At 72.2% G+C, this 22992-nt stretch carries 22 protein-coding genes and 1 pseudogene; 13 read left to right on the top strand and 10 right to left on the bottom strand.

Annotated features, from left to right (window positions below; translation table 11 throughout):
• The first annotated feature begins 264 nt into the window (after positions 1 to 264).
• Both ACH4B3_RS02065 and ACH4B3_RS02060 read left to right on the top strand, forming a co-directional pair.
• The gene (locus tag ACH4B3_RS02065) at positions 265 to 612 is read left to right on the top strand and encodes an STAS domain-containing protein (protein WP_398460776.1); all 348 of its coding nucleotides are present in this window, start codon (positions 265 to 267) and stop codon (positions 610 to 612) included.
• Positions 613 to 887: 275 nt separating this feature from the next.
• A complete protein-coding gene (locus tag ACH4B3_RS02060) occupies positions 888 to 1319 on the top strand; it encodes an STAS domain-containing protein (RefSeq protein WP_398460775.1) in 432 nt (143 codons plus the stop codon).
• 289 nt (positions 1320 to 1608) lie between these two features.
• On the opposite strand, the gene snpA is transcribed toward ACH4B3_RS02060, so the two are convergent.
• Positions 1609 to 2307: a snapalysin gene (gene snpA / locus ACH4B3_RS02055; RefSeq protein ID WP_398460774.1), complete on the bottom strand. Its 699-nt coding sequence runs from the start codon at positions 2305 to 2307 to the stop codon at positions 1609 to 1611.
• Positions 2308 to 2549: 242 nt separating this feature from the next.
• On the opposite strand from snpA, the gene ACH4B3_RS02050 reads away from it, so the two are divergent.
• The 3 genes from ACH4B3_RS02050 to ACH4B3_RS02040 all read left to right on the top strand — a co-directional run bounded on the left by ACH4B3_RS02050 (position 2550) and on the right by ACH4B3_RS02040 (position 5290).
• The gene (locus tag ACH4B3_RS02050) at positions 2550 to 3548 is read left to right on the top strand and encodes a LysR family transcriptional regulator (protein WP_398460773.1); all 999 of its coding nucleotides are present in this window, start codon (positions 2550 to 2552) and stop codon (positions 3546 to 3548) included.
• Between the two features lie 110 nt (positions 3549 to 3658).
• Complete coding sequence (locus tag ACH4B3_RS02045) at positions 3659 to 4168, top strand: pyridoxamine 5'-phosphate oxidase family protein (RefSeq protein WP_398460772.1); 510 nt, start codon at positions 3659 to 3661, stop codon at positions 4166 to 4168.
• 180 nt (positions 4169 to 4348) lie between these two features.
• The gene (locus ACH4B3_RS02040) at positions 4349 to 5290 is read left to right on the top strand and encodes a hypothetical protein (RefSeq protein ID WP_398460771.1); all 942 of its coding nucleotides are present in this window, start codon (positions 4349 to 4351) and stop codon (positions 5288 to 5290) included.
• A gap of 203 nt (positions 5291 to 5493) precedes the next feature.
• On the opposite strand, the gene sodN is transcribed toward ACH4B3_RS02040, so the two are convergent.
• Positions 5494 to 5889 carry a superoxide dismutase, Ni gene (gene sodN / locus ACH4B3_RS02035; protein WP_398460770.1) on the bottom strand — a complete coding sequence of 132 codons (396 nt, stop codon included), beginning with the start codon at positions 5887 to 5889 and terminating at the stop codon, positions 5494 to 5496.
• 140 nt (positions 5890 to 6029) lie between these two features.
• Here sodN and ACH4B3_RS02030 point away from each other — a divergent pair.
• A pseudogene (locus ACH4B3_RS02030) lies at positions 6030 to 6296 on the top strand (S24 family peptidase); the annotation flags it as partial.
• A gap of 98 nt (positions 6297 to 6394) precedes the next feature.
• Here the strand turns inward: ACH4B3_RS02030 and ACH4B3_RS02025 are convergent.
• Positions 6395 to 7069, bottom strand: a complete 675-nt coding sequence (locus ACH4B3_RS02025; RefSeq protein ID WP_398460769.1) for a CGNR zinc finger domain-containing protein — start codon at positions 7067 to 7069, stop codon at positions 6395 to 6397.
• Between the two features lie 79 nt (positions 7070 to 7148).
• On the opposite strand from ACH4B3_RS02025, the gene ACH4B3_RS02020 reads away from it, so the two are divergent.
• Positions 7149 to 7928, top strand: a complete 780-nt coding sequence (locus ACH4B3_RS02020) for a class I SAM-dependent methyltransferase (RefSeq protein WP_398460768.1) — start codon at positions 7149 to 7151, stop codon at positions 7926 to 7928.
• 130 nt (positions 7929 to 8058) lie between these two features.
• On the opposite strand, the gene ACH4B3_RS02015 is transcribed toward ACH4B3_RS02020, so the two are convergent.
• Genes ACH4B3_RS02015 through ACH4B3_RS02005 form a run of 3 tightly spaced genes read right to left on the bottom strand, consistent with a single transcriptional unit; the run spans position 8059 to position 10753 of the window.
• Entirely contained in the window at positions 8059 to 8820 is a 762-nt protein-coding gene (locus ACH4B3_RS02015; RefSeq protein ID WP_398460767.1) for an amino acid ABC transporter ATP-binding protein, read from the bottom strand.
• Positions 8817 to 9761, bottom strand: a complete 945-nt coding sequence (locus tag ACH4B3_RS02010) for an amino acid ABC transporter permease (protein WP_398460766.1) — start codon at positions 9759 to 9761, stop codon at positions 8817 to 8819. The genes ACH4B3_RS02015 and ACH4B3_RS02010 overlap by 4 nt, the downstream gene beginning before the upstream one ends.
• A gap of 38 nt (positions 9762 to 9799) precedes the next feature.
• Entirely contained in the window at positions 9800 to 10753 is a 954-nt protein-coding gene (locus tag ACH4B3_RS02005) for an ABC transporter substrate-binding protein (RefSeq protein WP_398460765.1), read from the bottom strand.
• Positions 10754 to 11262: 509 nt separating this feature from the next.
• On the opposite strand from ACH4B3_RS02005, the gene ACH4B3_RS02000 reads away from it, so the two are divergent.
• Positions 11263 to 12471: an NADP-dependent malic enzyme gene (locus tag ACH4B3_RS02000; protein ID WP_398460764.1), complete on the top strand. Its 1209-nt coding sequence runs from the start codon at positions 11263 to 11265 to the stop codon at positions 12469 to 12471.
• 351 nt (positions 12472 to 12822) lie between these two features.
• On the top strand, positions 12823 to 13785 hold the full coding sequence (locus ACH4B3_RS01995; RefSeq protein ID WP_398460763.1) for a zinc-binding dehydrogenase: 963 nt from the start codon (positions 12823 to 12825) through the stop codon (positions 13783 to 13785).
• Positions 13786 to 13841: 56 nt separating this feature from the next.
• On the opposite strand, the gene ACH4B3_RS01990 is transcribed toward ACH4B3_RS01995, so the two are convergent.
• The 3 genes from ACH4B3_RS01990 to ACH4B3_RS01980 all read right to left on the bottom strand — a co-directional run bounded on the left by ACH4B3_RS01990 (position 13842) and on the right by ACH4B3_RS01980 (position 16941).
• Positions 13842 to 14642, bottom strand: coding sequence for an antibiotic biosynthesis monooxygenase (locus ACH4B3_RS01990; protein ID WP_398460762.1), 801 nt, complete (start codon positions 14640 to 14642; stop codon positions 13842 to 13844).
• A gap of 95 nt (positions 14643 to 14737) precedes the next feature.
• The gene (locus ACH4B3_RS01985) at positions 14738 to 16069 is read right to left on the bottom strand and encodes a helix-turn-helix transcriptional regulator (protein ID WP_398460761.1); all 1332 of its coding nucleotides are present in this window, start codon (positions 16067 to 16069) and stop codon (positions 14738 to 14740) included.
• A complete protein-coding gene (locus ACH4B3_RS01980; RefSeq protein ID WP_398460760.1) occupies positions 16069 to 16941 on the bottom strand; it encodes a DUF4097 family beta strand repeat-containing protein in 873 nt (290 codons plus the stop codon). Before ACH4B3_RS01980 ends, ACH4B3_RS01985 begins: the two co-directional genes overlap by 1 nt.
• 272 nt (positions 16942 to 17213) lie before the next feature.
• Between ACH4B3_RS01980 and ACH4B3_RS01975 the strand changes: the two genes are divergently transcribed.
• The 3 genes from ACH4B3_RS01975 to ACH4B3_RS01965 are packed head-to-tail and all read left to right on the top strand — an operon-like array spanning position 17214 to position 21404.
• Positions 17214 to 20039, top strand: a complete 2826-nt coding sequence (locus ACH4B3_RS01975) for an AMP-binding protein (protein WP_398460759.1) — start codon at positions 17214 to 17216, stop codon at positions 20037 to 20039.
• Positions 20029 to 20967, top strand: a complete 939-nt coding sequence (locus ACH4B3_RS01970) for an NAD-dependent epimerase/dehydratase family protein (protein ID WP_398460758.1) — start codon at positions 20029 to 20031, stop codon at positions 20965 to 20967. Before ACH4B3_RS01975 ends, ACH4B3_RS01970 begins: the two co-directional genes overlap by 11 nt.
• Before the next feature lie 14 nt (positions 20968 to 20981).
• Entirely contained in the window at positions 20982 to 21404 is a 423-nt protein-coding gene (locus ACH4B3_RS01965; protein WP_398460757.1) for a nuclear transport factor 2 family protein, read from the top strand.
• A gap of 93 nt (positions 21405 to 21497) precedes the next feature.
• On the opposite strand, the gene ACH4B3_RS01960 is transcribed toward ACH4B3_RS01965, so the two are convergent.
• Complete coding sequence (locus ACH4B3_RS01960; RefSeq protein WP_398460756.1) at positions 21498 to 22118, bottom strand: malonic semialdehyde reductase; 621 nt, start codon at positions 22116 to 22118, stop codon at positions 21498 to 21500.
• Between the two features lie 150 nt (positions 22119 to 22268).
• Here ACH4B3_RS01960 and ACH4B3_RS01955 point away from each other — a divergent pair, with 150 nt between their 5' ends.
• The gene (locus tag ACH4B3_RS01955) at positions 22269 to 22988 is read left to right on the top strand and encodes a TetR/AcrR family transcriptional regulator (RefSeq protein WP_398460755.1); all 720 of its coding nucleotides are present in this window, start codon (positions 22269 to 22271) and stop codon (positions 22986 to 22988) included.
• Positions 22989 to 22992 lie beyond the last annotated feature (4 nt).

Here is a 22992-nt window from a genome sequence, read left to right as displayed (position 1 = left end):
TACGCGCGGTGCGGGGCGCGGCCGGCGGCCTGCGGGCGCCCCGGCGGGGGCGCGGGGACCGGGGTGGGGGCCGGGCCGGGCGGGCTCCGTCCGGGCCCCGCTTCCCCTGATTCGTCACCCAGCGTGACGGGTTTCCGTGGCGTCGGGCGACTACTTGCAAGTAACGGGGCGTCCGCCGCATTCTGCCACGACTCTGGGTGACTGACCATGTCGATGGATGGGTATGGCATCCAGTGAAGGCAAAGCCCCGAGCGGGGGGTCGACATGGTCGAGGAACAGACCGCCTTCGGCATCCGGGAGCGGGTGCTGGGCGGCATCACACTGGTGGAGATAGTCGGCGAGCTGGACATCGTGGCGGCCGGGAGTGCGCGGCCGTGTCTCGATGCGCTGGTCCGTGCCGGGCGGCATCCGGACATCGTGCTGGATCTGCGGGGGGTCACCTTCGTGGACTGCGCGGGACTGTCGGTGCTCTGCCGGGTGCGCAACGGGGTACTGGAGCGGAGCGGACGGCTGCGGCTGGTCATCGAGGACCCCCGGCTGCGGCGCCTGCTGCGGATCGTGCGGCTGGCGGACGCGTTCGAGGTGCTCGACGATCTGGCGTCCGCGGCGTGAGGGCGATCCGGTGGCCGCCGCCGGAAATCGACGGTCCACCGGGACGCCTGCTTGATCCACCCTCGACCGGGTGTCAATGTGCGCGGCGGGGGTTCACCCCGTCGGGGGTACTTCCCGGGGTGTGAATGGTTTCTGCACCGCCGTGACTGGCGTTTGGTCCTTACGCTCGCCTGCACGTTCCCGGCCATGCCACCGCGCACCGGCCCGGGGCGTCAGCGGGCCACCACGCACCGATGAAACCCATCGGTGCCGGCCGGACGGGGGAGAGGGGGATCATGTCGTACCGAGGTGAGGGCGCGGAGCAGCCGCGCCCGGCCCAGTCGTACGCCCGGACCTACCGGGCCGCCGACTGCACCGTGGTCGAGGTGCACGGCGAGGTCGACATCATGGGGGTGCTGGAGGTCGGTCCGCCGCTGGACGCCGCGACCGGCGGCGCGGCGCCCCTGGTGGTCATCGACCTGACCCCGACCACCTTCCTGGACTGCTCGGGGCTCGCACTGCTGGCCCGGGCGCACCGCCGGACGGTCGAGCGCGGCGCCCGGCTCCGCCTGGTGTGCGCCGACCCGATGGTGCTGCGCACCCTGCGGGCCGGTGGGGTGACCGATCTGCTGGAGCCGTTGCCCACGGTCGACGCCGCCCTCGGGCCGCGGGGTCCGGAGCCGGTGCGCCCCGCGACCGGGGTGATGGGGGCGGCCCCCGGCCGCTGAGTCCCGCAGGCCGCCCTGCCGCTGAGTCCTCGCCGGCCGCCCGGCTGCCGGGTCCCTTCCGGACGCCGGCCCGTCATCGGGCCCGGGCCCCGGGGCGCGAGGCGACTCGCGGAGAGCCGGCCGGAGAAACACCGCCGCCGTATCCGCTCGGTGCAGCGGATACGGCGGCGGGCTGACCGGCCGTATCGGGTTTCAGCCGGTCAAACCGGTCGGCCCGGAGAGGCCGACCGGACCGAGCGGCGGGTCAGCCGCTGGTCATCGGGGTGTGCGGCGGTGCCGCCGCGGCGGGTCAGTCCCGGGCGAAGGCGGCCTTGCCGAAGGCGTCCTGGCCGACCCCGGCCAGGCCGTTGGCCCACAACTGCTCGACCCGGTTGATCTCGTTGCCGTCGGGCTGGGCGTTGGTGCAGGACGGCCCGGGGCCGCCGCCCGACATCAGCTCGCTGCACGGGCCCTCGTAGTGGTCCGGCAGCCCGAGCACATGGCCGGTCTCGTGGGTGGTGACCCGGGTCGAGTCGTACTCCTGGTTCTGCGCGTAGTCCAGGAAGATGTAGCCGCCGCCGTGGCCGTCGGTGCTGGCGTACGAGCCGCGCGGGTCGTCGCCCTCGCGGTAGGTGAAGTCGGCGTTGCCGCCCTCCACCAGCTCGACGTTGTCGACCGAGTCGTTCCATATCTGGGCGCTGCGCGCTATCTGCGCCCGGAAGGTGGGGGCGGCGCTGGCGTCGTAGGTGACGGTCACGGTGGCCGCCGCGCCGGGCTTCTTCTTCGCCTGCTTGGCCTTGACCGACTTCAGTACCGCCTCGAAGAACGCCCGGGTGTCCGCGCGTTCCGCGGCGGCGTCCGGGACGAACCCGGCGGTGACGGCCGGGGCCGCGGTACCGGCGGCCCGGTCGGAGGAGGTGCCGGAGGCGGCGGAGGCGGGCAGCGCGCACAGGCTGAGCGCGAGTCCGAGTCCGGCCGTGGCGGCGATCGCCGGCTTGGGGAAGTTCATGTGGGGGGCTCCTCATCGTCCGTGGGGCCCTTGGGTCACGGTGCTGTGGGGGGTACGCGACCCAAGGGCCTTGGGATGAACTGTTGGTGCCGCAGAGTCTTGGCGAGATCGGACCTGTTGCGGAGATGTCACCAGGCGATAGCCCTGGACTATCACCCCGGCCGCGGACCGGTCCCTGATGCGCCTTTCGGGCTCTTTTGCGGATCTGGTGTGACGGATCCAGCCGCCGCTATGCTCCGGCCGTGGAGCTCGAAGTCAGGCACCTTCGTGCGTTGTGCGCCATAGCCGACACCGGCAGCGTACGGAAAGCCGCGCGGCAGCTGGGCATGAGCCAGCCCTCCCTGACCACCCAGCTCCGCCGGATCGAGAACGCCATCGGCGGAGAGCTGTTCGCCCGGGAGCGCACCGGCAGCCGGCTGACCCCGCTGGGCCGCTCGGTGCTCGGCCGGGCGCGCTCGATCGTGGCCGAGATGAACGCCCTGACCGCCGAGGCGAAACTGGCGGTCGGCCACGGGCCGCAGACCGGATCGCGGCTGTGGATCGGCAGCACCAACAGCCGTGCGGTACCCGGCTGGCTGCGCAGGCTGCGGGAACGGTTCCCGGACGCGGACACCACCATCCGCAGCGACGCCTCCCCGAACACCCTGCTGCGCATGGTCGCGGAGCACCAGCTGGACGTCGCCTTCGTCCACGAGGTGGCGGGCGCCCCGCTGCGCTTCCCCGAAGGGGTGGAACTCCGGGTGCTGATCGCGCGCGAACCCCAGTTCGTGGTGGTGCCGGAGACCCATCCGGCGGCGTGCGAACCGGTGGTGCGCCTGGCCGACCTCGCCGACGACCAGTGGATGGTCGACCCCGCGGTGGACGGCGAGCTGACCGGTCTGCGCCGGATGCTCACCGCGGCCGGGCTCAACCCGCGGGTGGTCTACGGCGACTACCTGATGGCGGCCGACCTGGTCGCGGCCGGCGAGGTGGTGACCCCCTGCCAGCCGACCGCGCGGGCCCGCCCGGGCACCGCGGTCCGCGCGCTGGAGGGCGATCCGCTGACCGTGCGGCTGCTGCTGGTCTGCCGGGCGGGGGCGGGCGCCCCGGCGGGCATCGACGCGGTCTTCACCGACCTCGCCGCCGCCTACCGGGAGATCGCCTGGGCCAGCGACGCCTACCGGCAGTGGCTGGTGCGCCACGACAACCCGCTGCCGCTGTTCCAGCTGCCGGAGCGGGTGCCGGTGCCGGTGCCGCTGTAGCGGACGGGCGGTGGCCCGGGCCGCGCGGCACGCCTGCCGGGGCGGACGGCCCGGGTGGCCCTAGGCTGCACAGCACCTGCGGCTGCGCAGCACCGGCGAAGGGAGCGGGCATGAGGCCCGGCAAGGAGCCGACCACCGAAGTCGACCCCCGGTACAGCATCGAGGGGGCCACCGCCACGCCCTGGTCCGAGGCCGAGGAGCAGCTGGAGGCGGCGGAGGTGTACTGGCTGTCGACGGTACGGCCGGACGGCCGCCCGCACGTCACCCCGCTGCTGTCGGTCTGGCTGGACGGTGCGCTGCACTTCTGCACCGGCCCCGGGGAACGCAAGGCCCGCAATCTGGCGGCCAACCCCAACTGCGCCCTCACCACCGGCGGCAACGCCCTCGACGTGGGGCTGGACCTGGTCGTGGAGGGCGCGGCGCTGCCGGTGACCGAGGAGACGGCGCTGCGGCGGGTGGCCGCGGCCTACGAGGCCAAGTACGGCAGCGACTGGCACTTCGACGTCCGGGCCGGGGCCTTCGAGCACCGGGGCGGACGCGCCCTGGTGTTCGGCGTCACCCCCATCACCGCGTTCGGCTTCCGCAAGGGCGCCTACAGCCAGACCCGCTGGCGCTTCTAGCGGGCCGCCGGGGGTGGTGCGGCGGCCCGCCCGTGCCGGCGGGCCCGCGGCACGGGCGGGAGGCGTCGCCGGGTGCCCGGTCCACTCGGCGGCCGAAATGCCGCTGATCGATCGCGGACCCGTCGGCACCGCGCTAGGGTCCGAAGATCGTAATCGCATATGCGTGCGGGGGAGGCGGCGATGGTGAGGCGACGGGTACGGCGGGTGGCCTTCGCGGTCGGGATCGCGGCCGCGGCCCTGGCGCTGCCCGGCTGCGGATCGGACTCCCCGGACTCCGGCGACGGTACGCCCCGGATAGCCGAGGACCGGGACGTACCGCCCCTGCCCCTGGACCGGTACCAGTTCGCGGACGACGAGTACGCCCGCTACCGGCAGGCACAGGCCCGGCTGGTGCAGCGGTGCATGGTGGGCCTCGGCTTCACCGACTTCCCGCTCGACCCCCGGGAACCGGGGCGGAAGGCCGAGTCCACCGCCACCGTGACGATGGCCGGGATGGACAGCCCGTTCGGCTCGCTCGATCTGGACCGGGCCCGCCGGTGGGGCTACGGCCACGACCCGGCGCAGCGGGCCGGCCGGGAGCCCGAGGGCCGGCGGATGACCGACGAGGAGTACCGCGTCCTCAACGGGATGACCCGGGCCGGCCGCGAGGCCGACGGGCGGACGGTCCCGCAGGGCGGCTGCTACGGCCAGGCCGAACGTGAGCTGACCGGTGGCCTGTCGCTGGCCGACTACAGCCGGGCCTGGTCGTACACCGGCGGCCGCGCCTACGCGCTGCAGAAGGCGATGGACCGCGACGACCGGATCCGCACGGTCTGGCGGACCTGGTCGGACTGCCTCGCCGACAAGGGTTTCAAGAGGTACCGGAAACCGGCCGACGCCTTCGCCGACCGGGCCTGGGGCCGCGGCGAAGACGGCAACACCACCCGCGGCGAACGGGAGCGGGCCACCGCCGCGGCCGACGTCGAGTGCAAGCGCCGGCACAACACGGCCGGTGAGTGGTGGGCGGTGGCGGTCGAGAAGCAGCGCGCGGAGCTGGCCCGGCGCAAGGCCACCTACGAGGACGTCCGGCGGGACATCGAGACCATCCGGGCGAACGTCCGGCACATCCTGGCCGGGGGCTGAGCCGCCGCGCCGGGGCGGCCCCGGCGCCACGGTGCCGGTCCGGTACCGCGGCCGCCCCGGCCGCCGCGGCCAGCGCCCCGGTGGTGCCGGGAAGACGCGGCGGCCCGGCCGCCGCGGGGGTCGGGACCCCCGGGACGACCGGGCCGCGCGCACCGCTCGTCCGGCCCCGCGGGGCCGGCGTCCGGTGAGGCCGTGCCGGGCGGTCAGCCCTGCTTGGTCTCCCAGAAGATCTTGTCGATCTGCGCGATGTAGTCCAGCGCCTTCTGACCGGTGGCCGGGTCGGTGGACCCCTTGGCCGCGCTCAGCGCCTTGAGGGTGTCGTTGATGAGCTGGTGCAGCTCGGGGTACTTCTCGAAGTGCGGCGGCTTGAAGTAGTCGCTCCAGAGCACCGAGACGTGGTGCTTGGCCAGCTCCGCGCGCTGCTCCTTGATGACGGTGGCGCGGGCGCGGAAGTGCGGGTCCTCGTTGGCCTGGTACTTCTCCTGGACTGCCTTGACCGACTCGGCCTCGATGCGGGCCTGGGCCGGGTCGTAGACGCCGCAGGGAAGGTCGCAGTGGGCGCTGACCTTCACCTTGGGGGCGAACAGGCGGGAAAGCATGAAGCTGTCCTTCCTCGTGATCGTCTTCTCAGGTGCGAGATTACTCCGTGAGGGAAGGCTTTTCTCGGGCGCCCCGGGGGGCTTAGGCCAAAAGTCCAGTGGCAGCCTGGGGCTGATGGAGGATCGACCGGAGGTGCCGGATGCAGGACCAGGTGCGCGACAGCGGGCCGGAGCAGGACCGGGAGGCCCAAGGGCTGCTGCGTATCGGGACGGCCACGGTGTACGGGCCGTCGATGACGCCCACGCTGCTGCCCGGGGACCGGCTCGTGATCCGGTACGGCGCTCCGCTGCGCCCGGGTGACGTGGTGATGCTGCGGCATCCCTTCCAGCAGGACCTGTGGATCGTCAAGCGGCTGGCGGACCGGCGCGACGGCGGCTGGTGGGTGCTGGGGGACAACCCGTTCGCCATGCCGGACAGCCGGCAGTTCGGCGTGGTCCCGGACGAGCTGGTGGTGGGCCGGGCGGTGCTGCGGCTGCGGCCGGTGCCGCGGGACACCGACCGCGGTCAGCGGTCGGTGGGCGCGCTGCTGGCGTGGGCGGTCTCGGCGATCCGGCCGCTGGGCCGGCCGGCGCGTCCGGCGGGCCGCTCGGCCGGGTCCTCCGGGCGTTCGGCGCGCTCGGCGTCCAGGCGCTTCCGGGCCCGGTAGGCGGCGACGTTGGCCCGGGTGGCGCAGCGGTCGGAGCAGTAGCGCCGGGACCGGTTCGTCGAGGTGTCGAGGTAGGCGTTCCGGCAGGGGGACGCCTCGCAGATGCCCAGCCGGTCCACGCCGAGCTCGGTGAGCTGGAAGGCGAGCCCCATGCAGGCGGTCGCGGCGTAGCCGGCGCCGGCGTTGGCGGCGTGGTCGGCGATGTGCATGTGCCACTTCGGGCGGCCGTCCTCGTCGCGGAACTCGTGCCCGGAGATCTGCGGGCTGACCGGGAACTCCAGCAGCAGCGCGTTGAGGAGGTCCACGGCCCGCACCTCCTCCCCGGCCGCCGCCGCCTCGAAGACCGCGCGGAGCCGGACGCGTACCGCGCGCAGCCGGGTGACGTCGGCGTCGGTCGCCCGGCGGGCCGCCTGCTTGCCCGCCCCGAACAGCTCGCGGACGGCCTCGACCGAGTTCAGGCTGTCGGTGCCGCGCGCGGGTTCCTCGCTGTTCACCAGGCGCACCGCGAAGTCGGAGTAATAAGCCAGTTCCACTTGTGGTCCTTACGGGGCCGGATTAGGGTCAGTAATGGATGACGTGCATTCGAGGGTATTACGACTTGAGAGGGGCGCAATGACGGACACCGTCACCACCTCGCACTGGCGTGCCTGGCAGGAGAGCTGGGACCGGCAGCAGGAGTGGTACCTGCCGGACCGCGAGGAGCGGTTCCGCGTGATGCTGGACGCCGTGGAGGCCGTGGTCGGCCCCGAGCCCCGGGTCCTGGACCTCGCCTGCGGCACCGGCAGCATCTCCGACCGGCTGCTGCGCCGGTTCCCCGGCGCGGTCAGCACCGGCGTCGACCTGGACCCGGCGCTGCTCACCATCGCCCGCGGGTACTTCGCCGACGAGCCGCGGATCGGGTTCGTCACGGCCGACCTGCGCGACCCGGACTGGACGGCGAAGCTGCCGCACCGCACGTACGACGCGGTACTCACCGCGACCGCGCTGCACTGGCTCCCCGCCGAGGAGCTGCGGGTGCTGTACGGCCGGCTGGCAGAGGTGGTCCGGGACGGCGGGCTGTTCGTCAACGCCGACCACATGCCGGACGACAGCACCCCGCGGCTGAACGCTGCCGAGCGCGCGTACCGGCACGCCCGGCAGCGGCGGGCCCGCGAGGAAGGGGCCCTGGACTGGGCGGACTGGTGGCGCTCGGTCACCGAGGACCCGGCGCTGGCGGACGTGGCCGCCGAGCGCTTCGCGATCCTCGGCAACCCGCTGGTCCCGGGCGACCACGGGGACGACAAGACGTACCCGGCGGCCTGGCACGCCGAGGCGCTGCGCGAGGCGGGCTTCGCCGAGGCGCGGCCGGTGTGGTGCTCGGTCACCGACGCGGCGGTGCTGGCGCTCAAGTAGTCGCCCGGGGCACCGGTCCGGCCGGCCGGCCGGAACCGCCGTCGCCCCGCGCGGTCGCGGTGACCGTCCGGGCGGTGACAGCGCGAAGGCGGTACGGGCCCGGTCGGCCCGTACCGCCTTCGCGGCCCGGCTAAAGCACCTTGGACAGGAACGACTTCGTCCTCTCGTGCTGCGGGTTGGTGAGCACGTCCCGCGGGTTGCCCGACTCCACGACCACACCGCCGTCCATGAAGACGACCGAGTCGCCGACCTCGCGGGCGAAGCCCATCTCGTGGGTGACCACGACCATGGTCATGCCTTCCTCGGCCAGGTCGCGCATCACGTCGAGGACATCGCCGACCAGCTCCGGGTCGAGCGCCGAGGTGGGCTCGTCGAAGAGCATCAGCTTGGGCTCCATGGCCAGGGCGCGGGCGATCGCGACCCGCTGCTGCTGGCCGCCGGAGAGCTGGGAGGGGTAGTTGCCGCCCTTGTCGGCCAGGCCCACCCGGTCCAGCAGCTTCACCGCGCGCTCCCGCGCCACGGCCTTGGTCTCGCCCTTGACCTGGATCGGCGCCTCCATGACGTTCTCCACGGCCGTCATGTGCGGGAACAGGTTGAAGCGCTGGAAGACCATGCCGATGTCGCGGCGCTTGGCGGCGACCTCGCGGTCCTTGAGCTCGTACAGCTTGTTGCCCTGCTGCCGGTAGCCGACCAGCTCGCCGTCGACGTACAGCCGACCGCCGTTGATCTTCTCCAGGTGGTTGATACAGCGCAGGAAGGTGGACTTGCCCGAGCCGGACGGACCGATCAGGCAGAACACCTCACCCGGGGCGACCTCCAGGTCGATCCCCTTGAGCACCTGGACGGCGCCGTAGGACTTGTGCACGCCCTCGGCCTTCACCATGGGGGTCATGCGCCACCTCCTTCTCGGGAGCGGTTGCTGAACGAGAGCAGGTTGGTACGCACCCGCTGCAGGACGGTCGGGGGCAGCGCGCGGCTGGAGCCACGCGCGTAGTACCGCTCCAGGTAGTACTGACCGACGCTGAGTACCGAGGTCAGGATCAGGTACCAGGCGGCGGCGAGGAAGAGCATCTCGGCCGGGGCACCGGAGTTCTGTCCGATGTTCTGGGCGGCCTGCAGCAGGTCCCAGTACTGGACGGCGATCACCAGCGAGGTGGTCTTGAGCATGTTGATGAACTCGTTGCCGGTCGGCGGCACGATCACCCGCATCGCCTGCGGCAGCACCACCCGGCGCAGCGTCTTGGTGTGGCTCATGCCCAGCGCGTGGGCGGCCTCGGTCTGGCCCTCGTCCACGGACTGGAGACCGGCGCGGCAGATCTCCGCCATGTAGGCGGCCTCGTTCAGGCCCAGGCCCAGCAGGGCGGCGAGGAACGGGGTCATGAAGTCCGACCACTCGTCCTGGTAGATCGGGCCCAGGTTGATGTACTTGAAGATCAGGCCCAGGTTGAACCAGAGCAGCAGCTGGACGTAGACCGGGGTGCCGCGGAAGAACCAGATGTAGCCCCAGGCGACGGCCTGGGTGACCGGGTTCTTCGACAGCCGCATCACCGCGAGGATGATGCCGAGGACCACACCGAGCGCCATCGCGGCGATGGTGATCCAGATGGTCTTCCCGACGCCTTCGAGGACCTGGTCGTTGAAGAAGTTGTCGGGGATGGCTCCCCAGTTGACCTTGCCCTGGGAGAAGGCGTACACCAGCATGCCGAGCAGGGCGACGATCACCACGGCGGAGATCCAGCGCCCGTAGTGGCGGACCGGGACCGCCTTGATCGTCTCCGGTGCGGCGGGCGGCGGGGTGTCGCCCGGACCCGTCTTTTCGATGTCAACAGTCACGGAATGTGCCTTTCAGCGTGAGCACGGAGCGGACGGGATCACTTGCCGCCGTTGATGGCGCCCTGTTCCACCGCGCCGTCCTCGACGCCCCACTTCTTCAGGACCTTCTCGTAGTCCCCGGTGCGGATGATCGCGTCGAGTGCCGCCTTCAGCGCGTCCCGCAGCTGGGCGTCCTCCTTGCTCACCGCGATGCCGTACGGAGCCGCCTCGACCTGGTCGCCGACCAGCTCGAAGTCGTTGCCGCCACCGGAGGTGCGCACCGCGTACGCGGCGACCGGGAAGTCGCTGGAGCCGGCGTCGGCGCCACCGCCGCGCAGCCGGGTCTGGGCCTCGGTGTCGTTGGCGAACGCCTCGATCGAGATCGCCTTCTTGTCGTCCTTCTCGCAGGTCTTCGACTGGGCCTTGGCCAGGTCGTGCGAGGTGGTGCCGCGCTGGACCACGATCTTCCTGCCGCAGAGGTCGTCCCAGGTCGAGATCCCCTGGGTGTCTCCCTTGCGGGTGTAGATCGACACGCCCGCGGTGAGGTAGTCGACGAAGTCGACGCCCTCGCCGACCTTCTTGCCGGAGTCCGGGTCGATGCCCTCCTGGCGGCTCTTGTTGTCCGTCATCGCCGACATCGCGATGTCGTACCGGTCGGACTTCATACCGCTGATCAGGGTGTCGAAGGTGGCGTTCGAGAACTCGAACTCCACCCCGAGCTGCTTGCTGAGCGCCTCGGCGATGTCGGGGTCGATACCCACCACCGCGTTGCCCTTGCGGAACTCGACCGGCGGGTAGTTGATGTCCGAGCCCACCTTGATGACGCCGGCGGACTGGATCTCCTTCGGCAGCAGGCTGAACAGCGGGGGCTTGCCGGACGCGTCGGTGTTGGTGACCTTGTCCCGCTGGTCGCCGCAGCCCGTCAGCAGCAGAGCGCCGGTGACCGCGATCGCGCCCATCGCTGCCCATCGTGACCTGGCTGCGCTGGACCGACGGGTGGTGCTTGCGGTCATGCGGTTCCTCCTGGCGGATGAGGGGGTGTCCGGAGGGTCGAGCACACACCTTCGGGTGTCGCGACCTCGTGTGATTTGGGCATCTTGCCATCTGGACGGGTTCGATCGGGCGGCCAGTCATGTCAAAATCGGATAACGGGCGACCCCCGTGGCACACCAGGCCGGAACACAGAGCCGGACCGTGGTGGGACGAAGTGGAATGAGAGCTTCCTCACGTGCGTGATGTCTCAGCGTATGGACGTTCGGTGCGGATACGCCGCATTTGACGTGAACGCGAAGTATCTGTACGGCACCGCAGCGGAACTCGCTCGTCCCGGAAGTCTTCTTCCGGTAGAACGGACCACTGCACCCCTCACCCGGGGCTCAGGGCGCGTGTGCGGCGCGCCCGGCGTACGTATCCGATCCCGATTGGCAGGTATCTGCCGTACGGGAAGCGCGCGCGGTGCCCGCCCGTTCCTTCACCTAGGAACGGCTACCCTCACCAGCAATACGACAAAGGGGTCAAACAAGTGTCAGCGGAGATCGTGAATCCTCGCAGCGACAGCGCCACCGGTGATCAGGACGAGCTCTTCGATCCGGCGTTCGCGTTGCACCGGGGCGGCAAGATGGCGGTCCAGGCGACCGTCCCCGTGCGAGACAAGGACGATCTGTCCCTCGCCTACACGCCGGGCGTGGCAAAGGTGTGCAGCGCCATCGCCGAGCAGCCGGACCTGGTCCACGACTACACCTGGAAGTCACAGGTCGTCGCGGTCGTCACGGACGGCAGCGCGGTGCTCGGGCTCGGCGACATCGGGCCGGAGGCGTCCCTGCCCGTGATGGAGGGCAAAGCCATCCTCTTCAAGCAGTTCGGCGGGGTGGACGCGGTTCCGATCGCGCTCGACTGCCGGGGCGTGGACGAGATCGTGGACACCGTGGTCCGCCTCGCCCCGTCGTTCGGCGGGGTGAACCTGGAGGACATCTCCGCCCCCCGCTGCTTCGAGATCGAGCGCAAGCTCCAGGAGCGCGTGGACATCCCGATCTTCCACGACGACCAGCACGGCACCGCCGTGGTCACCCTGGCCGCACTGCGGAACGCGGCCAAGCTGACCGACCGCGCCCTGGGCTCGCTGCGCGCCGTCATCTCCGGCGCCGGCGCGGCGGGCGTGGCGATCGCCAAGATCCTCGTCGAGGCGGGCATCGGCGACGTCACGGTCTGCGACAGCAAGGGCATCGTCTCGCTGGACCGCGACAACCTCAACGACGTCAAGCGCGAGCTGGCCGGCTACACCAACAAGGCCGGGCTCAGCGGCTCGCTGGAGACCGCGATGGCCGGCGCCGACGTGTTCATCGGCGTCAGCGGCGGCACGGTGCCGGAGGAGACGGTCGCCAAGATGGCGCCCGGCGCCTTCATCTTCGCCATGGCCAACCCCACGCCGGAGATCCACCCGGACGTCGCGCACAAGTACGCCGCGGTCGTCGCGACCGGCCGCAGCGACTACCCGAACCAGATCAACAACGTCCTCGCCTTCCCGGGCATCTTCGCGGGCGCCCTCCAGGTGCGCGCCTCCCGCATCACCGAGGGCATGAAGCTGGCCGCCGCCGAGGCGCTGGCCGCCGTGGTGGCCGACGAGCTCAGCGCGGACAAGGTCATCCCGTCCCCGTTCGACGAGCGGGTGGCCCCGGCGGTCACCGCCGCCGTCGCGGCCGCCGCCCGCGCGGAGGGCGTCGCCCGCCGCTGACCCGGCGGTGCCGGGGTGTGCGCGGCCGGATGACCGGCCGTCACGCCCCGGCCGGCGGGCACCCGTACTCCGGTCGCGACACCCCGTCCGACCGGTGACGCACCTCGCGAAGGCGGCACGGACCCCGGTCCGTGCCGCCTTCGGCTTTTCCCACGCGCGGCACACGCTCCGCCGGCAGCCGACCGGGTCCCCGCGGCGCGCCCGCCCGGCCGCCGACGCCCTGCCCCCGCCCGCTCCGGCGGCCGCGCGGGCGGCGGAACGGAAGGCACCGCGCCGGACAACCCGTACGCGTCGCGTGTCACACGCGGACCTGGTTCCGCCGCGTCCGGGCCGGGACCTAAGGTCGGGGTCATGTTCGCTGCCTACGCCGCACGTATCGACCGTGACAAGCCGCTGACCGGGCTGGAACTGGGCGAACGGCCCGCCCCCGACCCCCGGCCCGGCTGGACGACCGTCAACGTCAAGGCCGCCTCCCTCAACCACCACGACCTGTGGTCGCTGCGCGGCGTGGGCCTCGGCGAGGAGTCGCTCCCGATGATCCTCGGCTGCGACGCGGCCGGGATCGACCAGGACGGCAACGAGGTCGTCCTCCACTCCGTGATCGGCCAGAGCGGGCACGGCGTCGGGCCGCACGAGCCGCGCTCCATCCTCACCGAGCGCTACCAGGGCACCTTCGCCGAGCAGGTCGCGGTGCCCACCTGGAACCTGCTGCCCAAGCCGAAGGAGCTGTCCTTCGAGGAGGCCGCCTGCCTGCCCACCGCCTGGCTGACCGCCTACCGCATGCTCTTCACCAACGCCGGGGTGCGTCCCGGTGACACCGTCCTGGTCCAGGGCGCGGGGGGTGGCGTGGCGACCGCCGCCATCGTCCTCGGCGCGGCCGCGGGCCTGCGGATCTTCGCCACCAGCCGGGACGAGGCCAAGCGCCGGCGGGCGCTCGAACTGGGCGCCGAGGGCGCGTTCGAGCCGGGGGAGCGGCTGCCGCAGCGGGTGGACGCGGTCATCGAGACGGTGGGCGCGGCGACCTGGTCCCACTCGGTGAAGTCGCTCAAGCCCGGTGGCACCCTGGTCATCTCCGGTGCCACCTCCGGCCCCAACCCCAAGTCCACCGAACTGAACCGCATCTTCTTCCTGGAGCTGAAGGTCGTCGGGTCCACCATGGGCACCAAGGACGAACTGGCGGACCTGCTGAGCTTCAGCGCGGCGCACGGGGTGCGGCCGGTCATCGACTCGGTGCTGCCGCTGGACCGGGCGCGCGAGGGCTTCGAGAAGATGGCGGGCGGCGACCTCTTCGGGAAGATCGTCCTCACCGTCTGACCACCGGGCACCGGCGGCGGCCGCCCCGCCCGCCGGTGCGCGGCCGGCCGCGCCGCTCAGTCCTGCCGCGGGACGAAGCTCCGCAGCAGCCGGTAGCGGGTGGCGGTCGCCCCCCGGAAGCCGTCGAACGCCCGCACCTCCTCCCAGGCCGGCGAGGGTGCGTCGCGGGCCTCGTCGTACGCCTCGGCGCTGCTCCACTCCGCGTAGGTGAACACCCGGTCGGCGGCCGAGCCGAGGTGCCGCTCGCCGTCGACCAGCAGGTGGAAGTGGGCGCCCAGCAGCCCGCGGTGGATCTCGGGCTCGGCGGTCAGCGCGTCGACGGCGGTGTCGATCCACGCGGTCCGGCGTCCGGCCGCCCCGGCGTCGAAGCGGACGTCGACGGCGACGACCAGTCCCGGTGCCTCGGCGGCCCGCCGCCCGGCGTCCGGCACATGACTGCGGTACCGCCGGTAGGCGTTGAGGCCGAGGCGCTCGATGCCCGGCACGGCGGCGTCGATCTCGTCGACCCGTTCCCGCCGTTGCGTCCGCGCGAAGTCGAAGTACGCCTGCTCGGCGGTCCACTGCGAGTAGTGCATCAGCGTGTCGCCGTCGTCCGCCGCGTACACGCTGTACGACAGCAGGTTCGGGTCCGGCCAGGGCCGCCCGGTCCAGGTGGCGGCGATGGCGTCGGCCGTGGCCAGCTGCCGCTCCGGCGTCCCCACCCGCCAGGTGCTGAACAGCGGTGCGGCGGCGCCGGGCCGGGCCGGGTCGGGGTGGACGGTGGTGGCGACGGACCGGGGGGTGGCGGCGGGCGTGGTCATGGGGGCTCCCTGGTCGGTGATCACCGTGCCGCTGTCGGCCGGTGGTCCGATCCTCATACTTCAACCGAAGGTGAAGTCAACCGGGCGGCCCGGCCCCGGAACCGCGCGGCCGGGCCGCGGGGCGGCACCACCCGGCCGGCGGCCCGGCGGGGTCAACCGCCCGGCCCGGAGCCGGAGTCGCGGAGCAGCCGGTCGACCCGGACGGCGGTGGCGGCCAGCGAGCGGCGGGCCTCGGCGAGCGCCTCCTCCGTCACCCCCAGGTCGCGTGCGGTGTCCCGGATGCCGTCCCGGAAGCGGTCCAGCAGCCGGTCCAGGTCGCGGGCCGGGTCACCCGAGGGCCGGAACTCGCGGGACCAGGCGGGCTCCTGGGGGTCGGAATCCGCGGCATCCCCGCCGGAGGGCGGGCGCTCCCCGCGGGGCGGCTCCTCCACGTGGGGAGGCTCCTCCGCGCGAGGAGACTCCTGGCCGCGGGACGACTCCTTCCCGTCGGGGCGCTCCTCGCCGTGCGGCGGCTCCTGGCCCCGGGGCCGCCCGGCGTCCTCGGCCGCCCGCGGCGGCCGCGCGGTGCCGCTCCGCTCCGGTTCCTCGTCCGGTGCCCGGCCGGATCCGGCGTCCCCGGTCCCGGGCCCGCCGGCCGGGCGCTCCTCCTGTGCGGGCCGCGCCGGGCCGGGGCGGGAGAGCCGGGACACGCCGCGCGAGACCTCGGCGAGGCCCTCGCGCACCGCCTGCTGCCAGTCGCCGGTGATCAGGTGGCCCTGGGTCCGCTCCTGGATCCGCTGGGCGATGCGCTGGATCTCCTCGCGTGCGAAGTCCTGGGCCTCCTGGGCCTGCTCGCGGGCCCGCTGGGCGTCCTGCCGGGCCCGCCGGCTCTCCTCCTTCGCGCGCCGGGCCTGCTCCCGCCACTCGTCCAGGGCGCGGCGCATGTCCTCCTTCGCCTGCCGCCAGGACTCCTTGTCGCTCCACGCGCCGTCCCGGGCGCCGCCGTTCTGCCGGCCGGGCCCGGCGGAGCCCGGTCCCGGACGCTGTGCGCCGCCGGGGTGTCCACCGGCGTCCCGGTCGGCGTCCCGGTCGCGCCCGCCGCCGTCCGCTCCGCCGGCGCGGGCCCGGCGGGCGGCCTCGCGCACCTCGCGCCGCAGGGTGCCGGCGGAGCCGCGTACGTCGTCGCGGATCTCGGCGGCCAGTTCGGCGACGGACTCGCGGATCGCCATCTCCAGATCGGCCAGCTCCCCGCCCCGGTCGGCGAGTTCGGCGCGCCCGGCGGGGGTGAGGGAGTAGACCTTGCGGCCGCCCTCGGTGGTGTGCGTGACCAGGCCCTCGGCCTCCAGCTTGGCCAGCCGGGGGTAGACGGTCCCGGCGGACGGGGCGTACAGGCCGTGGAAGCGCTCCTCCAGCAGGCGGATGACCTCGTAGCCGTGGCGCGGCGATTCGTCGAGCAGCTTGAGCAGGTACAGCCGCAGCCGGCCGTGGCCGAAGACGGGGGGCATCAGAGGACCTTCCCTTCGCTGTCGAGGTCCGTCCGGTCGTCCTCGGACGGCGGGCGGCGGAGCAGGGCGATGGCGCCGGAGACGGTGGTCGCCCGGAGGCTGCCGCTGCCCGCGCCCAGCGTGCCGGTGACCTTCTTCGCGCCCCACTCGCCGCGGACCCGCAGGTCGTCGAAGTCGCAGGAGACCGCGCCGCTGGTGGTGTCCGCCCGCACCTCGGCGTCGGCCGGGTGCGGCAGCCGGACGGCGATCCCGCCGGAGACGGTGGTCACGGCGAGGTCGGCGCCGCGGGCGGCGGGGGCCAAATCGAGGGTGATGGTGCCACCCACGGAGTCGGCCCGGATGACGGGGCCGCCGCCCTCGACCACGGTGAGGTCGCCGGACAGCGAGTGGAAGTGCAGGGTTCCGGTGACCGCCTGGGCCTCGACCCGGCCGGAGACGGTCCCCGCGCGGACCGGCCCGGTCAGCCCGACCAGGGTGCAGTCGCCGGAGACGCCGCGCAGTTCGCAGCCGCCGCCGATCCCGGAGACCACCGAGTCGGCGCCGATGACGTGGATCGAGACGCCGGCCGTGGCCGGCACGGTGAGGGTGACGTGCGCGGCGCGGTGCCGGCGGGACGGGTCCAGCCACGCCGCCAGGCCGGTCGCGGACGGGTCGTCGTGGGACACCGTCAGGGTGCCGTCGTGGTGGCCGACGACCAGCGGCGGCCCGTCGAGCGCGGTGAGTTCGAGCCGGGCGGGCCCCCGGTCGGAGCCGACGACGTTGACGGTGCCGCCCGCGAGCCGGACCCGGAGGGCGGAGACGCTGCCGTCGAAGGTGAGCTTGCGCGGCTCGGCGAGCCGCCATGCGGACCGCCACTCGGACCGGTCTGACACCGTGACCTCCCAGGCTCGCAACATATCGCGTCTTCTCTCACGATATATCGCGGTCGCCCGGCGTCAAGCGCGGTATGGCCGGCGGAGGTTTCCGGCGGGTGCCCGGCTGATGGTTACGGTGTAGCGGAGTCGGTCGTTCCGTCCTATTAATGTCAGCTGTTGATTACCGCTAGAGCCTGACTAGAGCATCGCTAGAGGATCGTGGAGTGCGTATGTTCGCAACTGTTACCTTCATGCCCTCGGAATCGGGAGGGAAGAGGACAGTGGGGGCAATGACAGTTAAACCATTGGAGCTTTCCGTGCCGGAAGAAGCCCAGGACCTGAAGTTTATCGCGCAAGTACTGGTGCGGGCTGCAAGAAAACACCCCGGCGCCGGAGTACGTTACGTGTCGGGCGGCGCGGGAAGCGAATCGATTTTTCAGTCCTATGGCGAGCTGCTGGACGCGGCCCGGAAAATACTCACCGGAATTCGCGCGCGGGGGCTCCGGCCGCAGGACAAGGTGACCCTCCTGCTGGACGACCAGCGCGATTTCCTGCCCGTCCTCTGGGCTTGCCTGCTCGGCGGCTTCGTCCCCTGCCCGATGGCCCCGCTGCCCGGCGACCCGGCCCGCTGGGCGACCCAGCTGGCGCACGTCGACCGGCTGCTCGAACGGCCCCTTCTGATCACCACCGAGGCGATGCGGGCGGAACTGCCGGATGTGCCCGGACTCGCGGTGGCCCCGCTGGAGGAGCTGCGCACCGGCGAGGCGGCCACCGAGATCCACCACGCCGCCCCCGGTGACCTGGCACTGCTGGTGCTGACCTCGGGATCCACCGGGAATTCCAAAGCAGTCATGCTGACCAACGCAAATCTACTCGCGTCGATGGCGGGCAAGTCGGACAAACAGCAGCTCACGGACGCGGACACCACCTTCAACTGGATCTCCTACGACCATGTGGCGGCACTTCTCGAAGCGCATCTGCTGCCGCTCTACGTGGGTGCGGACCAATTGCACGCACCGGCTTCCGTGGTGCTCGAGGACCCTCTGCAGTTCCTTCGAATAGTCTCCCGGTACCGGGTGACCATGACCTTTACCCCGAACTTCCTGCTGGCGCCGCTGAATGCGGCGGTGCAGAAAATAGCTGAAGAAAAGGAAGCCGGTGGTGAGGGACTCGACCTGAGTGCCCTGCGCCACATCGTCAGCGGCGGCGAGGCCAACGTGGTCGCCACCGGGGAGACCTTCCTGGCCGGCTACGCCCGCTACGGCCTGCGCGGCTCCGCCCTGTGGCCGGCCTTCGGGATGACCGAGACCTGCGCGGGCAGCATCTACAACCGCGAGTTCCCGGCCGCCGACGCCGGGAACGAGTTCGCCAACCTCGGCACCCCCGTGAAGGGGCTGCGGATCCGGGTCGCGGACGACGACAACAACCCGCTGCCCACCGGGGAGACCGGCGAGCTCCAGCTCGACGGTCCCATGATCACCAGCGGTTACTACCGCAACGACGAGGCCACCCGGGAGGCGTTCACACCCGACGGCTGGTTCCGCAGCGGGGACCTCGGGCGGATCGACGAGGCCGGCCGGCTCACCCTCGTCGGCCGCTCCAAGGACAGCATCATCGTCAATGGCGTCAACTACTTCAGCCATGAGATCGAGGCGGTGCTGGAGCAGCTCGACGGCGTCTCCGGCGGCCATGTCGCCGCGTTCCCCACCCGCCGCCCGGGCAGCGACACCGAGCAGCTGGTCATCGCGGTCAACCCGGAGAACGGGGCGGACGGGAGCGACGAGGCGGACCTGTACCGGCTGCTGACCGCCATCCGCTCCACCGTGGTGATGCTCTGGGGCTTCCGCCCCACGCACATCCTGCCGTTGCCCAAGGACGCCTTCCCCAAGACGAGCCTGGGCAAGACGCTGCGCCAGCGGATGCGGAGGACGCTGGAGTCCGGCGGCTACGACGACGTCATCACCCGCGTCGCCGACCTCACCCGGCGGCGGCTCGGCGGCCACACCCCGGCCGCCACCGACACCGAGCGCGTGCTCACCGAGATCTACGCCGAGATGTTCGACGCGGCGCCCGAGGAGATCAGCGCCACCGCCAGCTTCTTCGACCTGGGCGGCACCTCCCTGGACATCCTGCGGCTGCGCCGGCAGGTCGACCGCCGCCTGGGCGTCGCCGACCTGCCGATCATCACGGTGCTGACCCACCCCACCGCGCGGCAGCTCGCCGCCCACCTGGACAGCGGCCAGGCCGGCGGCACGGGGGAGTACGACCCGGTGGTGCCGCTCCAGCCGAACGGCGACAAGACCCCGCTGTTCTGCATCCACCCCGGGGTCGGCGAAGTCCTGGTCTTCGTCAACCTCGCCAAGTACTTCGTCGGCGACCGCCCGTTCTACGCGCTGCGCGCCCGGGGCTTCAACGAGGGCGAGGAGCCGTTCGGCAGCTTCCAGGAGATGGTCACCACCTATGTGGCGGCGATCCGCGAGCGGCAGCCGCACGGGCCGTACGCGATCGCCGGGTACTCCTACGGCGGCGCCGTGGCCTTCGAGATCGCCAAGGCGCTGGAGGCCCAGGGCGAGCGGGTCGACTTCGTCGGCAGCTTCAACCTCCCGCCGCACATCAAGTACCGGATGGACGAGCTGGACTTCGTGGACACCGCCGCGAACCTGGCCTTCTTCCTGGACCTGATCAACAAGAAGCAGTCGCTGGACCTCCCCGACCGGCTGCGGCACCTGCCCAAGGAGGAGCAGCTGCGGCACTTCCTGGAGCTCGCCCCCGCCGACCGGCTGCGCGATCTGGACCTGGACATGGCGAAGTTCACGGCCTGGGCCGAGCTGGCCAACGGCCTCACCGACCTGGGGCGGACCTACACTCCCACCGGCACCACACGTTCGATGACGGTCTTCTACGCCATCCCGCTGCGGGGCACCAAGGAGGACTGGCTGGAGAACGAGCTGCGCAGGTGGGACGAGCACACCACGGAGCCCAACCGGTACGTCGACGTACCCGGTGAGCACTACACGCTCATGGGCCCGCAGCACGTGGCGGCCTTCCAGGCGATCCTACGCAAGGAACTCGACCGCGCACTGGGCGACGGCACAGTGACCGACGATGGGGAGTAGCAGGTTGGAAGGGAAGAAGATCCTGGTCACCGGGGGCACCGGGCAGGTGGCCCGGCCGGTCGCCGAAGCGCTGGCCGAGCGCAACGAGGTGTGGTGCCTGGGCCGGTTCGGCACCCCGGGCGTGGAGGACGCGCTGCGCGCCCGCGGGATCACCACGTTCCGGTGGGACATGGACGACCCGGGCGACGGGGCGTACGAAGGGCTGCCCACCGACTTCACCCACGTCATCCACTCCGCGGTGCGCCGCGGTGAGGACGGCGACTTCAACGCCGCCGTCGAGGTCAACTCGGTCGCCTGCGGACGCCTGATGACCCACTGCCGCACCGCCGAGGCGTTCCTGTTCGTCTCCACCGGAGCCCTCTACAAGCGGCAGACGCTGGACCACGAGTACACCGAGACCGACCCGGTGGACGGCGTCGCCGACTGGCTGCCCGCCTACCCGGTCGGCAAGATCGCCGCCGAGGGGACGGTCCGGGCCTTCGCCAGGGTGCTCGGCCTGCCCACCACCATCGCGCGGCTCAACATCGCCTACGGCCCCGGCGGCTACGGCGGGGTACCGATGCTGTACTTCAAGCGGATGCTCGCCGGTGAGCCCATCCCGGTGCCCGTCGAGGGCCAGAACTGGTGCTCCCTGCTGCACACCGACGACCTGGTCGAGCAGGTCCCCCGGCTGTGGGAGGCCGCGTCCACCCCCGCCACCCTGGTCAACTGGGGCGGCGACGAGTCGGTGGGCATCACCGACTGCGTGCGGTACCTGGAGGAGCTGACCGGGGTGACGGCCAAGCTGGTGCCCAGCGAGGTGACCCGGGAGACCTACCAGTTCGACCCGGCGCTGCGCCGCGAACTCACCGGCCCCTGCAAGGTGCCGTGGCGCGAGGGCATACGGCGGACCGTCGAAGCGCTGTACCCGGAGTACCTCAAGGGCTAAGGAGCCGGAACGACATGGCAGAACAGACATCCCCCGCCCCCGAGTCGCCGAACCTCGCGGCGATCAGGCGCGCCTACACCGGGTTCCGGGACCGGGACGTGGCCGCCCTGCTGTCCGCCATGCACCCGGATGTGGAGTGGGTCCATCCGGAGGGCATGGCGAAGTACGGGCTGGGCGGCACCAAGCTGGGCCACGACGGGGTCAGGGAGTTCCTGGCGCACGTGCCCACCGTGCTGGGCGGGATGAAGCTGGCACCGCGCGAGTTCATCGAGCAGGGCGACCGGATCGTGGTCTTCGGCACCCGCGACGTGACCAGCCGCGGCGGCACCACCGTGACGCTGGACTTCGTGCACTCCTGGACCATGCGGGACGGCCGGGCGGCCCGCATGGAGGACATCTTCGACACCGTCGCCTTCCACCAGCTCATCGAGAGCTGACCGGGGAGCCGTGACCGGTCGCCGGAGCGGCGCCCGTCACGGCGGAGCGCCGGTACCCGCACCCGGGTACCGGCGCTCCGCCGCGGTGCACGCTCAGACCGAGGTGACCACCTCGTCGTAGGCCAGCCGCGGCAGCCGGCCCATCCAGGCGTCCGGCCCCGGCTTGCCGATGTTCACCACGCACAGCGGGGCGTGCCGGCCGTCCGGGAAGAACTCCTTGGTGACCCCCTCGCGGTCGAAGCCGATCATGGGTCCGGCGGCCAGACCGGCCGCCCGCACCCCCAGGATGAAGTAGCCGATCTGGATCGCGGTGTTGAACTTCGCCGACTCCGCCCGGGCCGCCGGGTCGGCGAAGAGGGCCTGCGGGTCGTCCATGAAGGGCACCAGCCTGGGCAGTTCCTCGTGGAAGTCCAGGTCCGCGCCGAGCACCGCGACCAGCGGGGCCTTGCTCGTCTTCTCCTGGTTGCGGCCGGTCATCAGCGGGACCAGCCGGTCCCGGGCCTCCTGGGAGCGCACCAGCACCACCCGCAGCGGCTGCTGGTTCAGCGACGTGGGCCCGAACTTGATCAACTCGTAGACGGCGCGGAACTGCGCCTCCGAGACCGGCTCATCGGTGAAGGTGTTGGCGGTGCGGCCCTCCCGGAACAGCTGGTCCTGTGCCTCCGCCGCCAGCGTGATGAGGTCGGCGGTGCCGCTGTTCTCCGGTGCGCTCATGAGCCTCTCCTCGTGAGGATCGTGCGAATTAATTGGACTGGACGGCCTAGTCCAGTCCAGATATGGAAGGCTAGACTCGCAAGTCCATTCCGGGCAAGAGCAGACTGGTCCACACCAGTTGGGGAACGGGGCGAGAGGACACGGGAGATCATGCGGACGGAGAGCACGGCGCGGCGTGGCGCGCCCGGACGGCCGGCGGGTCCACAGCCCGCGAAGAGACAAGCCATCCTGGACGCCGCGGTCGCCGTCTTCCTCCGGGAGGGGTACCAGCGCGCCAGCGTGGACACCATCGCCGACGTCGCCCAGGTCTCCAAGCAGACGGTCTACAACCACTTCGGCGACAAGGAACGGCTCTTCATAGCCGCGGTCGACGGTGAACGCCGGCGCGTCGCCGCCGGCTTCACCCCCTCCCCGGGCGCCCTGCCGCCGGCCCCGCGAACCGCGGCCGGCGACCCGGCGGACGACGACGGCACCACACGGCCGGCCCCCGACCGGGACGGCACCGACTTCGGCTCCTCGCTCGTCGCCTTCGGGCACCGCGTCCTGGCGGCCCTGCTCGACGAGCGCGCCTCCGCGCTGCGCCGGCTGGTCATCGCCGAGGTCGCCCGCCACCCCTCGCTGCGCCCCGCCTGCGCCGAGGGGGAACCCCGGCAACTGGTCGAGCACCTCGCCGCCATGCTGCGCCACCGCGCGGCCCGCGGTGAGCTGGACGTCCCCGATCCGGACAGCGCGGCGCGGCAGTTCGTGGCCCTGCTCGTCCAGCAGGGCCTGCACCAGTCGATGTACGGCACGCGCGCGCTCGCCGGGCCGGAGGCCGACACCATCTGCGAAGAGGCCGCCGACCTGTTCGTACGCGCCTATCGCAGGTGATGTG

It is taken from the genome of Streptomyces sp. NPDC018031 (assembly GCF_044327625.1).
Classification (GTDB): domain Bacteria; phylum Actinomycetota; class Actinomycetes; order Streptomycetales; family Streptomycetaceae; genus Streptomyces.
The sequence above is the reverse complement of the archived record's forward strand: the minus strand, read 5'-3'. Positions and strand labels throughout refer to the sequence as shown.

Excerpts from the sequence above, each read along its gene's own strand:
- ACH4B3_RS02065 (WP_398460776.1), top strand. The coding sequence starts at position 265 with ATGGTCGAGGAACAGACCGCCTTCGGCATCCGGGAGCGGGTGCTGGGC.
- ACH4B3_RS02060 (WP_398460775.1), top strand. The coding sequence starts at position 888 with ATGTCGTACCGAGGTGAGGGCGCGGAGCAGCCGCGCCCGGCCCAGTCG.
- snpA (WP_398460774.1), bottom strand. The coding sequence starts at position 2,307 with ATGAACTTCCCCAAGCCGGCGATCGCCGCCACGGCCGGACTCGGACTC.
- ACH4B3_RS02045 (WP_398460772.1), top strand. The coding sequence starts at position 3,659 with ATGAGGCCCGGCAAGGAGCCGACCACCGAAGTCGACCCCCGGTACAGC.
- ACH4B3_RS02040 (WP_398460771.1), top strand. The coding sequence starts at position 4,349 with ATGGTGAGGCGACGGGTACGGCGGGTGGCCTTCGCGGTCGGGATCGCG.
- sodN (WP_398460770.1), bottom strand. The coding sequence starts at position 5,889 with ATGCTTTCCCGCCTGTTCGCCCCCAAGGTGAAGGTCAGCGCCCACTGC.
- ACH4B3_RS02020 (WP_398460768.1), top strand. The coding sequence starts at position 7,149 with ATGACGGACACCGTCACCACCTCGCACTGGCGTGCCTGGCAGGAGAGC.
- ACH4B3_RS02015 (WP_398460767.1), bottom strand. The coding sequence starts at position 8,820 with ATGACCCCCATGGTGAAGGCCGAGGGCGTGCACAAGTCCTACGGCGCC.
- ACH4B3_RS02005 (WP_398460765.1), bottom strand. The coding sequence starts at position 10,753 with ATGACCGCAAGCACCACCCGTCGGTCCAGCGCAGCCAGGTCACGATGG.
- ACH4B3_RS01995 (WP_398460763.1), top strand. The coding sequence starts at position 12,823 with ATGTTCGCTGCCTACGCCGCACGTATCGACCGTGACAAGCCGCTGACC.
- ACH4B3_RS01990 (WP_398460762.1), bottom strand. The coding sequence starts at position 14,642 with ATGAGGATCGGACCACCGGCCGACAGCGGCACGGTGATCACCGACCAG.
- ACH4B3_RS01985 (WP_398460761.1), bottom strand. The coding sequence starts at position 16,069 with ATGCCCCCCGTCTTCGGCCACGGCCGGCTGCGGCTGTACCTGCTCAAG.
- ACH4B3_RS01975 (WP_398460759.1), top strand. The coding sequence starts at position 17,214 with ATGACAGTTAAACCATTGGAGCTTTCCGTGCCGGAAGAAGCCCAGGAC.
- ACH4B3_RS01970 (WP_398460758.1), top strand. The coding sequence starts at position 20,029 with ATGGGGAGTAGCAGGTTGGAAGGGAAGAAGATCCTGGTCACCGGGGGC.
- ACH4B3_RS01965 (WP_398460757.1), top strand. The coding sequence starts at position 20,982 with ATGGCAGAACAGACATCCCCCGCCCCCGAGTCGCCGAACCTCGCGGCG.
- ACH4B3_RS01960 (WP_398460756.1), bottom strand. The coding sequence starts at position 22,118 with ATGAGCGCACCGGAGAACAGCGGCACCGCCGACCTCATCACGCTGGCG.
- ACH4B3_RS01955 (WP_398460755.1), top strand. The coding sequence starts at position 22,269 with ATGCGGACGGAGAGCACGGCGCGGCGTGGCGCGCCCGGACGGCCGGCG.